At 58.1% G+C, this 12,712-nt stretch carries 12 protein-coding genes; 2 read left to right on the top strand and 10 right to left on the bottom strand.

Translation table 11 applies throughout. From position 1 onward, the window contains the following. Positions 1-3: 3 nt before the first annotated feature. The 10 genes from KGB21_RS20275 to KGB21_RS20230 all read right to left on the bottom strand — a co-directional run bounded on the left by KGB21_RS20275 (position 4) and on the right by KGB21_RS20230 (position 9,887). Positions 4-1,965, bottom strand: a complete 1,962-nt coding sequence (locus KGB21_RS20275; protein WP_223506520.1) for a DUF4105 domain-containing protein — start codon at positions 1,963-1,965, stop codon at positions 4-6. Continuing rightward, positions 1,962-2,282 carry a DUF2388 domain-containing protein gene (locus KGB21_RS20270; protein ID WP_034149494.1) on the bottom strand — a complete coding sequence of 107 codons (321 nt, stop codon included), beginning with the start codon at positions 2,280-2,282 and terminating at the stop codon, positions 1,962-1,964. Before KGB21_RS20270 ends, KGB21_RS20275 begins: the two co-directional genes overlap by 4 nt. Positions 2,283-2,310: 28 nt before the next feature. Further along, positions 2,311-2,628 carry a DUF2388 domain-containing protein gene (locus tag KGB21_RS20265; RefSeq protein ID WP_034149495.1) on the bottom strand — a complete coding sequence of 106 codons (318 nt, stop codon included), beginning with the start codon at positions 2,626-2,628 and terminating at the stop codon, positions 2,311-2,313. Positions 2,629-2,735: 107 nt separating this feature from the next. Then, positions 2,736-3,053, bottom strand: a complete 318-nt coding sequence (locus KGB21_RS20260) for a DUF2388 domain-containing protein (RefSeq protein WP_034149496.1) — start codon at positions 3,051-3,053, stop codon at positions 2,736-2,738. A 337-nt stretch (positions 3,054-3,390) separates the two neighbouring features. After that, positions 3,391-3,606, bottom strand: coding sequence for a DUF1127 domain-containing protein (locus KGB21_RS20255; protein ID WP_007947887.1), 216 nt, complete (start codon positions 3,604-3,606; stop codon positions 3,391-3,393). A 319-nt stretch (positions 3,607-3,925) separates the two neighbouring features. Beyond that, positions 3,926-5,419 (bottom strand): acetyl-CoA hydrolase/transferase family protein, encoded by a 1,494-nt coding sequence (locus tag KGB21_RS20250; protein ID WP_034149497.1) that lies wholly within the window; start codon positions 5,417-5,419, stop codon positions 3,926-3,928. A 213-nt stretch (positions 5,420-5,632) separates the two neighbouring features. Next, positions 5,633-7,066 carry an NAD(P)(+) transhydrogenase (Re/Si-specific) subunit beta gene (locus tag KGB21_RS20245; RefSeq protein WP_034149498.1) on the bottom strand — a complete coding sequence of 478 codons (1,434 nt, stop codon included), beginning with the start codon at positions 7,064-7,066 and terminating at the stop codon, positions 5,633-5,635. Continuing rightward, the gene (locus KGB21_RS20240; protein ID WP_034149499.1) at positions 7,063-7,419 is read right to left on the bottom strand and encodes an NAD(P) transhydrogenase subunit alpha; all 357 of its coding nucleotides are present in this window, start codon (positions 7,417-7,419) and stop codon (positions 7,063-7,065) included. The genes KGB21_RS20245 and KGB21_RS20240 overlap by 4 nt, the downstream gene beginning before the upstream one ends. Before the next feature lie 11 nt (positions 7,420-7,430). Then, positions 7,431-8,552 carry a Re/Si-specific NAD(P)(+) transhydrogenase subunit alpha gene (locus tag KGB21_RS20235; RefSeq protein WP_223506519.1) on the bottom strand — a complete coding sequence of 374 codons (1,122 nt, stop codon included), beginning with the start codon at positions 8,550-8,552 and terminating at the stop codon, positions 7,431-7,433. 435 nt (positions 8,553-8,987) lie between these two features. After that, positions 8,988-9,887, bottom strand: coding sequence for a LysR family transcriptional regulator (locus KGB21_RS20230; RefSeq protein ID WP_223506518.1), 900 nt, complete (start codon positions 9,885-9,887; stop codon positions 8,988-8,990). A gap of 157 nt (positions 9,888-10,044) precedes the next feature. Between KGB21_RS20230 and KGB21_RS20225 the strand changes: the two genes are divergently transcribed. Together KGB21_RS20225 and KGB21_RS20220 are read left to right on the top strand one after the other, a co-directional pair. Beyond that, positions 10,045-11,226, top strand: coding sequence for an acyl-CoA dehydrogenase (locus KGB21_RS20225; protein ID WP_034149502.1), 1,182 nt, complete (start codon positions 10,045-10,047; stop codon positions 11,224-11,226). A gap of 13 nt (positions 11,227-11,239) precedes the next feature. Continuing rightward, the gene (locus tag KGB21_RS20220; RefSeq protein ID WP_034149503.1) at positions 11,240-12,460 is read left to right on the top strand and encodes a CaiB/BaiF CoA transferase family protein; all 1,221 of its coding nucleotides are present in this window, start codon (positions 11,240-11,242) and stop codon (positions 12,458-12,460) included. Positions 12,461-12,712: the final 252 nt, after the last annotated feature.

Below are 12,712 nucleotides of genomic sequence, written 5' to 3'. Positions count from 1 at the left end.
ACCTCATGGCAACTCCAACCCACCCGCTGCCTTATGTAACTTGCGCAGATGTTCGCCAATCTGTTTCACGTTGGCCTCATTGGCCGCCATTTCAGCCGCACGGCTCGGTTCGAGCAGCGCTCTCACTTCCTTGTCCAGATCCCCGGTCAATGCCTGAAGCTGTTTCTGCCGCAGGCTGCTTTCCGATTCCAGACGTTGCCATTCAGCCGGTTGCGGCAAGCCATACCCGCCGCTGCCGAGCAATTCCGCCGGGCGACTGAGAAAGCCGCTGTTATCGAGAATTTGCCTGAGTGTCGCGTTGGCTTTGTCCATCCCGCCGTTTTTCAACTCGCGGGCCCCCAGATAACGCTGCTTCACCTCATCCTGAGCCAAGAGCATCTGCTGGCGAAAGCTCGCCTGTTCCAGCAGGAGCAATGCCGCGCTGGCGCGCAAATCTGCCTGATCGAACCATGGGCGGCGTTCGGCTGCGGTCAGGGACAACCAGTCTTCGACCTTTTCCTGCTTGATCGGCAGGCGCTTTCTCAATACTTCGAACATCGCTTGATAGCGGTCACGGAAAGAGTCAAAGCGATAGCCCAGGCGCAGTGCTTCACGAGGATCATTCAGCACGCTGGTATCCGCCAGCCCCCGCCCCTTCAGTACTTCCAGCAAACCATTGGGCATGATGTTGTCGAGCGCAACCAGCTTGGAATTGTTGGTTCCGCTACGCAGCAACTTCAGCTCTTCCACCGCGCAGTTGTTCGACAGGAAGAAGTAGTTGCCGTCGTAACTCCAGTGCATCTCGGCGGCACGTTCCACGACGTTTTCGATCTCGTCGCGTGACAGGTTCAGCGGCACCGAGGCGAGGCTGCGCAGCTCGGTCTTGGTGTATTCGTCGATCACCTGCGCCAGTGGCAACACGAACAGGCGTGACGGGTATTTTCCCACCAAGCCATCCCAACTCGACAACTGTACGTCGCCAACGAAGGCGCGGTAGGACAGCACCAAATGCTGATCGAGATCCAGCCGACAATCCGGTCCGCGTGGTCGGCCCGGCGCGCAGATCACCAGCCGCAACATGCTGTGACCCCAGCGGCTGACCCAATTCTGGTTGGCCTCGGCCAGTAGATAGTCGACGGCGTAAACCCGTTCCGGATCGACCTGGCCTAGTGGCGTTTTGGCAAAGTCATTGCCGGCATTGAGGAACGCGAAGGTTTTGCCGCAAGCGTCCTTGGCGGCGGGCGCCCAGCCAAAGTGTTCCTTGTAATAACGGTACAGCGCCGGGCGGCGGCAGGCGTAACTTGGGTCGAGGAGGAAATACTCCATGTTGACCGCGACGAATTCCTTCGGGCTGCTCGTCTCGTAAATGTCCGGGCTGCGGGCGATCTGGCGGTTGTGCTGTTCGCGCTCGCCACGACGGCCCACGTATTGCTGCCAGCCGGCAAGGTCGAGCAGACGCGGATCGTCGCTGAGGGTAAAGCGTCGGTCAGACTGGCTGCGGCATTCGTCAGGAATACCGATCAGTCCAGAGCTGGCATTGCGCTGTGTGCAACGTTGAATCAGCCTGCGCTCGGCATCCGGCCACAGGCGCGAACGATCATAAATGTGGGTCAGTTCGTGCAGCACCGTCGCCAGCATTTCCCGGCGCACAGTGCCGTGGGGGCGATAGGTTTTCCGGGTCGCAGCGCTGCCGTCCGTGAGGCTGGCCAGCAGGTTGCGATTCAGATCGAGTTCGGACACCAGCGACGCCTGGCCGTAGGCGTTGCTCGGCATGTTGTCGGTCCAACCGACGTCGATGCGCCGGTCGAGTTGCTCGACGAAGCGCGGCGGTAACGCCTGCATGGCTTCATCGAGCAGCGCCTGGCTGGCCTGTTGTTGAGCGGGGCTCAGGCCTTCGGTTTTGAGATGTAGTTCAAGGCCGGCGTGGGCGCTATTGCCAAGCAGCAACAACGCCCCGGCCAATAGCCAGGCAGATGGAGACCTCACAGTGCGAGGATGGCTTCGGCGAGATCCTGATCACTGGCATCGCGAGCTTCCGGCACTCGGGTGCGCAGCAGATTAAAAGCCGATTCCAGATGCGCGCCACGAATGTCGCCATCGCTGGCCACAAAACTGGCCGCATCGTCCTGAGCTTCGCGGACGATTTTCGAATCGCGGATCGACGTGGTGGTATCGGAAGTGAAATCCAGTGTGCGCTGGGTGGCGCGAATGAGGATGTTACTGGTGGCGACCAGGGTATGGGCCTGGGCCACATCGGCCAACAAAAGCAGGCCAAGGGTGGCGGCAATCAGCGGGTTACGCATGGAACGACTCCGGAGAAACTTGGGATAACTATTGGACGAGAATTGCCTGTGCCAGTTCAAGGTCGCTGGCATGAAGTTTTGGCTGGGTCCGGCGTAGATAATTCAGTGCCGATTCCAGTCGTGCGCCTCTCAGTTGGCCGTCAGTGGCGATGAACGCTGCAGCGTCATCCCGGGCGGCGAGGAGCAGTTTATGGTCGAAGGGTGCAGAGGTCACCATGCTTGTGGCGTAACCGCTGGCGACGGTGCCTTGCGTGGACAGGTTAAAGGCGTCGAAAGCCTGGACGAAACCGGAGTAGCTGGCCGCAAGAACAATCGAAGTGGTGAGCAGGCGTGTAAGAAAACCCATGGGACTCGACAGTTGAATGTGAGTCCCAAGGCTAGCGTAAGGCCCGGTCTAGAGCCAGCGCCGAAATATGGGGACACCTTTGACGTGTCCCGCTTCGGAGCCGTCGCTTAGATGGTCAGGATGGCCTGGGCCAGTTGTGCGTCGGTTGCATTCAGCTGGGGCGCCTGATGACGAATGTGGTCCAGTGCGCTTTCTAGTTTCACGCCGCGGATGGAGCCTTCGCTGGCGACAAAGCTGGCAGCGTCATCACGAGCCGCGAGCACAATTTTGTCATCATGAAATGAGGAGGTGACATCCGAAGTGGCGTCGGAACTGGATTTGAGTGCTCCAACGACCGCATCGGTGGTCACGATGAAACTGGTGGCGTGGGAATTGGCAGCCACGGCAAGCAGGGCTGCGGCGCTGAGCAGACGAAGACGGGACATGGTGTAACTCCTTTGAGTGAATCGATTGAAAAGTGGCGTAGTGTCTGGAGAGTCAGACGCCAGACACTTTGGGCGCGCCACGTTCTGAATTGATAGTAGGCCTGTGCGCGACACTTCGACAGCCCTGACAGTGAAAAACGATTTCGCTGGTTTCAGTCAGGAGAAATCTGGCGGCAAAACTGTTCAGGTAAAATATTAACTTAATAAAACTGTACTGCTTGTGTTTATTCTGGCCTTTATAACGACAAAACCCGTCGCGGTTTCCCACGACGGGTTTTGTTTGTTCAATTCGGGTTGCTGGCGGTGGACCCTTCAGGTCAGGGCCAGCGACGCTAACTTAGCGCCAGAACGGCTTGCTCAGCTCTTCGTAGCGTTGTGCTTCGCTAATCCCGGCGTCAGCCAGCAGACGCGAATCCAGGCGAGCCAGTTGATGGCGGCTGGAGATGCGGCGCTGCCACAGCATCAGGTTGGCGATAACGCGCAGAGGCATGGAAGCCTGGGTTTTTGCAGCGGTGTCTTCGAAGAACAGATCGGAACTGAGTGTACGTTCCATGGTTTTCATCCTTCCGCTTGTGGCGGGATTAGGTAGTGGTTTAACTGGTGCCCATGATCCTCTTGTTTGCCTAGACTCTGTAGATACAGTTCATCTGTATTGTGAGGGCTCAGTTAACTGTTTATAGGGGGTGTACTGGTCTAAATTGAGGCAACTGTACCTATCCGCTCCATTAAGGTGCAATTTTGCCGATTTGAGATGAAGGTGTAGGAGATTTCGGTAGGAAATGACCGGTACAGCAGTACAGTTTTTGGTGAGATTTCGCTTGGCAGCAGCAAGCTGACGAAACTGTGTTTACGTCAGCTGCTATCTGTACCAATTACTTCTTCAGCATTCGCCCGGTTTCTTCCAGGTTGATGTGCCAACTGAGGGCATCACGCAGGATGTGTGGTGTGTGACCGCCGATGGCACACGCGGCTGTGAAGTAGTCATTCAGCGCTTGGCGGTAATCCGGGTGTACACACTTATCGATAATGACCCGGGCACGCTCCCGGGGTGCGAGACCACGCAAGTCTGCCAGGCCCACTTCGGTCACGAGAATGTCGACGTCATGTTCGGTGTGGTCAACATGGCTGACCATCGGCACCACGCTGGAGATCGCGCCACCCTTGGCGATCGACTTGGTCACGAAAACGGAGAGGTGCGCGTTGCGCGCGAAGTCGCCCGAGCCGCCGATGCCATTCATCATCCGCGTTCCGCAGACGTGAGTTGAATTGACATTGCCGTAGATGTCGAACTCCAGCGCCGTGTTGATGCCGATGATACCGAGGCGACGCACGACTTCAGGGTGGTTGGAAATCTCCTGCGGGCGCAGGACCAGTTTGTCCTTGTAGCGCTCAAGATTGCCGAACACGTCGGCATTGCGCCGGCTCGACAAGGTGATCGAACTGCCCGAGGCAAAGCTCAGTTTGCCTGCGTCGATCAGGTCGAAGGTCGAGTCCTGCAACACCTCGGAGTACATCGTCAGATCTTCGAACGGCGAGTCGATCAGGCCACACATCACCGAGTTGGCGATGGTGCCGATGCCGGCTTGCAATGGGCCTAGCTTGTTGGTCATGCGCCCGGCCGCCACTTCCTGTTTGAAGAAGTCGATCAGGTGGTCGGCAATGGCTTGGGTCTCGGCGTCCGGTGCCAGCACGGTGGAGGGCGAGTCAGCCTGGTTGGTGACTACGATGGCGACGATTTTTTCCGGTGGAATCGGGATGGCGGTGCTGCCAATGCGATCGTCGACCTTGACCAGCGGAATCGGCGTGCGGGTCGGGCGGTAAGTCGGGATATAGATGTCGTGCAGGCCTTCGAGATTCGGGTTGTGCGCCATGTTGATCTCGACGATCACGTGCTTGGCGAAAATCGCGAAACTGGCCGAGTTGCCCACGGACGTGGTCGGCACGATATGCCCTTGCTCGGTAATTGCTACGGCTTCAATCACGGCAATGTCTGGCAGTTTCAGTTGCTGGTTGCGCAACTGCTCTACCGTTTCCGACAAGTGTTGGTCGATGAACATGACTTCGCCGGCATTGATCGCCTTGCGCAGGGTGCTGTCCACCTGGAACGGCATGCGTCGCGACAGCACGCCCGCTTCGGTCAGCTGCTTGTCGAGGTCGTTGCCCAGGCTTGCGCCGGTCATCAGGCTGATCTTCAGCGGCGTGACCTTGGCACGTTCGGCCAGCGCCTGAGGGACGGCCTTGGCTTCGCCGGCGCGGGTGAAGCCGCTCATGCCGACGGTCATGCCGTCCTCAATCAGAGCGGCAGCGTCGGCAGCGCTCATCACTTTGTCCAACAACGAAGGCAGGCGAATACGGTCACGGTACATGAATTGTTATCTCGGGTAACAGGTAGCAGGACGTGCAGTCTAGTGAATTGCGCCGACTTCTGTCCCGCTACCAAGGTCGCAATAGAGGCGTCTATTCCGGGCCTTTAAAGCAAAACACCGTTACCGGATCGGTAACAAAAGAATAGTTTCTCCGACGATTTGCGCAAACAAAAACGCCCCGACAAGTCGGGGCGTTTGCGTTGCAGGCGAGGGTTAGTCGACCGCTTTGACCATGTCTTCGATGACCTTTTTAGCGTCGCCGAACACCATCATGGTTTTGTCCAGGTAGAACAGTTCGTTGTCCAGGCCGGCATAACCGCTGGCCATGGAGCGCTTGTTGACGATGATGGTCTTGGCCTTGAACGCTTCGAGGATCGGCATGCCGGCAATCGGCGATTTCGGATCGTTCTTGGCGGCCGGGTTGACCACGTCGTTGGCGCCCAACACCAGCACCACGTCGGCCTGACCGAACTCGGAGTTGATGTCATCCATCTCGAACACCTGGTCGTAAGGCACTTCGGCCTCGGCCAGCAGGACGTTCATGTGCCCAGGCATGCGACCGGCAACCGGGTGGATCGCATACTTCACGGTCACGCCGCGATGGGTCAGCTTCTCGGTCAGTTCCTTCAGCGCATGCTGTGCCCGTGCTACCGCCAGGCCGTAGCCCGGAACGATGATCACGGTGTCGGCGTTGGTCAGCAGGAAGGTCGCGTCGTCAGCCGAACCGGATTTCACCGGACGAGCTTCTTTGGCACCCGCCGGACCTGCTTCGGCTGTATTGCCGAAACCGCCGAGCAGTACATTAAAGAAGGAACGGTTCATCGCCTTGCACATGATATACGAGAGGATCGCACCGGACGAACCTACCAGCGAACCGGCAATGATCAGCATCGAGTTGTTCAGCGAGAAGCCGATACCCGCTGCCGCCCAGCCGGAGTAGCTGTTGAGCATCGACACCACAACCGGCATGTCCGCGCCGCCAATCGGGATGATGATCAGCACGCCAAGTACGAAAGCCAAGGCCAGCATCACGCCGAACGCGGTGTAGTCGCCGGTGAGCATGAAGGTCACGCCCAAGGCCAGTGTGGCCAGGCCCAGCAGCAGGTTCAGCTTGTGCTGACCGCCAAACTGTACTGGTGCACCCTGGAACAGGCGGAACTTGTACTTGCCAGCCAGTTTGCCGAAGGCAATGACCGAACCGGAGAACGTAATTGCACCGATGGCTGCACCGAGGAACAGTTCCAGGCGGTTACCGGCCGGGATTGCGTCGCCGAGTTGCGCAACGATGCCCAGGGACTGCGGCTCGACCACAGCGGCCACGGCGATGAACACCGCTGCCAGGCCGATCATGCTGTGCATGAAGGCCACCAGCTCGGGCATCTTGGTCATTTCAACGCGTTTGGCCATGATCGAACCGGCGGTGCCGCCGATCAGCAGGCCGACGATCACGTAGACGATCCCATCATGGGCCAGCTCGGAGCCGAGCTTGTAGATCAGGCCGACGGTGGTGAGGATTGCCAGGCCCATGCCGAGCATGCCGAACAGGTTGCCGCGACGCGACGTGGTTGGGTGCGAGAGTCCCTTGAGCGCCTGGATGAAGCAGACCGAAGCGATCAAATACAGGGAAGTAACCAGATTCATGCTCATGCTTGCTGCACCTCAGCCTTGACTGCTTCGGCCTTGGCTGCCGGAGCTTTTGCTGAAGCCGCTTTCTTCTTGAACATTTCCAGCATGCGACGGGTGACCAGGAAACCACCAAACACGTTGACCGCGGCCAGTGCCACGGCCAGGGTGCCCATGGTCTTGCCCAGCGGGGTTACGGTGAGGGCGGCAGCGAGCATGGCGCCGACGATGACGATGGCTGAGATGGCGTTGGTCACGGCCATCAGCGGTGTGTGCAGTGCAGGTGTCACGTTCCAGACCACGTGGTAGCCGACATAGATAGCCAGCACGAAGATGATCAGGTTGTAGATACCGTGAGAGATCAGCATGTCTTCCATTGTTTTTATCCTCAGCCGTTCTTGCGCACGATCTGGCCATCGCGGCACATCAGGCACGCGGCGACGATATCGTCTTCAAGGTTGATCACCAGTTGTCCTTCTTTATCGAACAACAGTTTCATGAAGTCCAGCAGGTTGCGGGCATACAGTGCCGAGGCATCGGCGCCAACCGCGGCGGCCGGGTTGGTCGGGCCAACGATGGTCACGCCGTTTTCGACGACCACTTGATCGGCCACGGTCAGCGGGCAGTTGCCGCCTTGGGCAGCCGCCAGGTCGATGACCACTGAGCCAGGTTTCATCTGTGCCACGGTTTCCGCGCTGAGCAGCGTCGGCGCCTTGCGACCCGGAATCAGTGCCGTGGTGATGACGATGTCAGCCTGCTTGGCGCGTTCGTGCACGGCCACGGCCTGACGCTGCATCCAGCTCGCTGGCATAGGGCGCGCATAACCACCGACACCGACGGCGCATTCACGCTCTTCATCGGTCTCGTAAGGCACGTCGACGAACTTGGCGCCGAGGGACTCGATCTGCTCCTTTACCGCAGGGCGCACATCAGACGCTTCGATCACGGCACCCAGGCGCTTGGCCGTAGCAATCGCCTGCAAACCGGCCACGCCAGCGCCGAGAATCAGTACGCGCGCCGCTTTCACGGTGCCCGCAGCGGTCATCAGCATCGGCATGAAGCGCGGATAGTAATGAGCGGCCAGCAGCACGGCTTTATAGCCGGCAATGTTGGCTTGCGACGACAGCACGTCCAGGCTCTGGGCGCGGGAGGTGCGTGGCGCGGCCTCCAAGGCAAAGGCAGTAATGCCGCACTCGGCCATCTTGGCGATGGTTTCGTTGTTGAACGGATTGAGCATACCCACCACAACGGTGCCGCTCTTAATCAGCGCAAGCTCGCTGTCGCTGGGGGCGACGACCTTCAAAATCAGCTCTGCACCAAACGCCTCACTGGCGCTGCCGATGGCTGCACCTGCGGCTTCATAGGCACTGTCGACAACGCTGGCATTGACGCCGGCGCCGCTTTGTACAGTGACCTTATGACCCTGGCCGATTAGCTTCTTGATGGTTTCGGGGGTTGCAGCAACCCGTGTTTCACCGGTCTGGGTTTCGAGAGGAACACCAATGTGCACGTCAAATCTCCTGCGTGATCTTATTGAGTAAACCCATGCACTACGGATGGTGCGGCTGGGGCGGCCGATCAGCACGACCCCGCCAAAATCAGGCGGGGCGCGGCATTTTGCAGGCGAACTTTGTGCCCTTCAAGGGATTATGACGGGTGACGGAAAATTAACTACAAGTCACCCCGTGACCGAATGTCGCAACCAGCTGGGTCAATCCCTTCTAGGCCGTGCCTTTCAACGATTCTGGCTGAAATTCAAGTTTTTACACATCGGCCATATGAATGATGCGGCATTGCTCTGAAATAGAGGCTCAAAGCCACGTCTTCAGGCGCTTGTGGGACGTTTGTACTCCTTCGGGGTACAGTCTGTGAAAATGCGACAAATACTTATATCTGTAGGGTTTCTAATATATTGACTACGAGGTCAGCTAATGGCTCGTAGCCTTTATCCTTCTAGGCTGTAGCTGTGTGCCTGATTTACCAGCCAGTCTCGAAAAGCCCTTAAAGACGCAGATTCGACCTTTCGCTCAGGAATCATCAGGTAATAGGCCTTGATGCTGGAGAGTGCCTGAGGATTGGCGATGACCAGGCGTTTCTCGGCCAATTCACGCTGGATCAGGAATGGCGGAATCAAGGCGATACCCATGTCATGCATCGCCGCCTGGGCCAGCATTGAGAATAGCTCGTAGCGTGGCCCTGTCATGTCGCGTGGGACATTCAGATGTTGTGAGTCGAACCACTGTCGCCAGGCGTAGGGGCGGGTGGTCTGTTGCAAAAGCGGCAAATCAGCAATCTCACCGGGTGTCAGAATGGTCTTCATTCCGAGTAGGTTAGGGCTGCATACGGGCAGCGGATGTTCGCCCATCAGTCGGTGGGATTCTGTACCCGACCAGTCCGCGTCGCCGAAGTAGATCGCGGCATCGAAGTCCGTATCGGCAAAAAGAAACGGGCGCGTGCGGTTAGTCAGGTTGACCGTCACTTCCGGGTGTTTTTGCTGGAAGTCCTTGAGTCGAGGCAGGAGCCACTGGGTGCCGAAGGTCGGAACCACGGCCAGTTCAATCACATTGGCGCCCTGTTGGCCCATTACGGACAAGGTGTCCCGTTCGACTGCGTCAAGTTGCGTCGCTACACGTCGACTGTAGGAAAGACCCGCTTCCGTCAACTTGACCCCGCGTCGCGAGCGTCGGAAAAGTTCCACGCTCAGGAACTCTTCAAGGCTGGCGATCTGTCGGCAAATTGCTCCTTGAGTCAGCGACAGCTCCTGCGCTGCCTTGGTAAAGCTCTCGTGGCGTGCCGCCGCCTCGAAGCTGATGAGGGCGGTTGTGCTGGGTATCTTTCTGCGCATGTACGTCAACCTCACTAATACATCGCATTAAAAGCGTTTTGCGACGTTTCGGAGTGAGAAATTAGCACAACAGTATGCGAAATCCTCGTTTGCCGAGCCGCCCAACCCGGCCTAGGATCAGTCCACGTTATTTGACCCGTTTCGAGAGGACACACTCATGGCCGGTAAAGCTAGCTTCAACTGGATCGATCCCCTGCTGCTGGATCAACAGCTCACTGAAGAAGAGCGCATGATCCGCGACACCGCTGCGCAATTCGCTCAACAGAAGCTTGCGCCGCGCGTTCTCGAAGCTTTCCGCCATGAAAAGACCGACCCGGCGATCTTCCGCGAGATGGGCGAAGTGGGTCTGTTGGGTGCGACCATTCCGGAGCAGTACGGTGGCAGCGGCCTGAACTATGTCAGCTACGGCCTGATTGCTCGTGAAGTGGAGCGTGTTGATTCGGGCTATCGCTCGATGATGAGCGTGCAGTCCTCGCTGGTGATGGTGCCGATCAATGAATTCGGTACCGAAGCGCAGAAGCAGAAATATCTGCCGAAACTGGCCTCGGGCGAGTGGATCGGTTGCTTCGGTCTGACCGAGCCAAACCACGGTTCTGACCCGGGTGCGATGATTACTCGTGCGCGCAAAGTCGAAGGCGGCTACAGCCTGACCGGCAACAAGATGTGGATCACCAACAGCCCGATCGCTGATGTGTTCGTGGTCTGGGCCAAGGACGATGCCGGCGACATTCGTGGCTTCGTCCTGGAGAAGGGCTGGAAAGGCCTGAGTACTCCGGCGATTCACGGCAAGGTCGGCCTGCGTGCTTCGATCACCGGCGAGATCGTCATGGACAGCGTATTTGTGCCGGAAGAGAACATCTTCCCGGATGTCCGTGGCCTGAAAGGTCCTTTCACCTGCCTCAATTCCGCTCGCTACGGCATTTCCTGGGGTGCGCTGGGTGCTGCCGAGTTCTGCTGGCACACCGCTCGCCAGTACACCCTGGATCGTCAACAGTTCGGTCGCCCATTGGCCGCCACCCAACTGATCCAGAAGAAACTGGCTGACATGCAGACCGAAATCACCATGGCGCTGCAAGGCTGCCTACGTCTGGGTCGTATGAAAGATGAAGGTACAGCGGCGGTAGAAATTACTTCGATGATGAAGCGCAATTCATGCGGCAAGTCTCTGGACATCGCGCGCATGGCCCGCGACATGCTGGGTGGCAACGGTATCTCCGATGAATTCGGTGTTGCTCGTCACTTGGTCAATCTGGAAGTGGTGAATACCTATGAAGGTACGCATGACGTCCACGCGCTGATCCTCGGTCGGGCGCAGACCGGCATCCAGGCGTTCTATTAATAGGAGAACGGCCATGGGCGCGCTATCGCATCTACGGGTACTGGATTTATCGCGGGTGCTTGCCGGGCCTTGGGCCGGGCAGATCCTCGCCGACCTTGGCGCTGAAGTGATCAAGGTCGAGCGCCCGGGCAATGGCGATGACACGCGCGCCTGGGGCCCGCCGTTCCTTAAAGACGCCTATGGCGAGAACACCAGCGAAGCCGCCTATTACTTGTCGGCCAATCGCAACAAGCAATCGGTGACCATCGACTTCACGCGCCCGGAGGGGCAGAAGCTGGTGCGTGAGCTGGCGGCCAAGTCGGACATCTTGATCGAAAACTTCAAGGTCGGTGGTCTGGCCGCTTATGGGCTGGACTACGAATCGCTGAAGGCGATCAATCCCGATCTGATTTATTGCTCGATCACCGGGTTTGGCCAGACCGGTCCGTATGCCAAGCGCGCGGGTTATGACTTCATGATCCAGGGCTTGGGCGGTCTCATGAGTCTGACGGGGCGACCTGAAGGCGAAGAGGGTGCGGGACCAGTGAAGGTTGGCGTGGCGCTGACGGACATTTTGACCGGACTCTATTCGACGGTGGCGATTCTGGCGGCACTTGCGCATAGGGATCATGACGGTGGTGGTCAGCATATCGATATGGCGTTGCTGGATGTTCAGGTGGCGTGCCTGGCCAACCAGGCCATGAACTACCTGACTACAGGCAATGCGCCCAAGCGCTTGGGGAATGCTCATCCGAACATCGTGCCGTATCAGGATTTTCCTACGGCTGATGGCGACTTCATCCTTACTGTGGGTAATGACGGACAGTTCCGTAAGTTTGCGGAAGTGGCTGGGCAGCCGCAGTGGGCAGATGATCCGCGCTTCGTGACCAACAAGCTGCGGGTGGCTAACCGGGCGGTACTCATTCCGCTGATTCGTCAGGCAACAGTGTTCAAGACCACCGCTGAGTGGGTGGCACTGCTGGAGCAGGCGGGAGTGCCTTGCGGGCCTATCAATGATCTTGCCCAGATGTTTAACGATCCTCAGGTCAAGGCGCGAGGATTGGCGATTGAGCTGCCGCATGCGCTGGCCGGTATGGTGCCGCAGGTGGCGAGCCCGATTCGACTGTCCGAGACTCCGGTGGAGTATCGTTATGCGCCTCCGCTCCTGGGTGAGCATACGTTGGAGGTTCTCCAGCGGGTGTTGGGTCTGAATGCTGGTGTGGTGGCGGCCTTTAAAGAGTCTGGAGTGCTCTAAGGGATCCTTCTATATAGATAGATGGTTTTGTTCCTCCTTTTAAGGGGGGAGCGGGCTGTTTTCCAGCGTTTCGTAAGTAATTGATAGAAAACCAAAATCAGTGCTTGACGGCAGATTCTGGAGGCCTATAATTCGCCCCACTTCCGGCGCAGTCGAAACGGAAAACTCCTTGGTAAACAACGAGTTACGCAGTTTTCGGCAGCAGGTTGCTTCAGGTCATCGAAGCCAAAAGGAAGTTGAAAAAGAGGTGTT

Source organism: Pseudomonas sp. GL-RE-29, assembly GCF_019947275.1.
Taxonomy (GTDB): domain Bacteria; phylum Pseudomonadota; class Gammaproteobacteria; order Pseudomonadales; family Pseudomonadaceae; genus Aquipseudomonas; species Aquipseudomonas fluorescens_A.
Note: the sequence above shows the minus strand (reverse complement) of the source record. Positions and strands in the feature narration are given on the sequence as shown.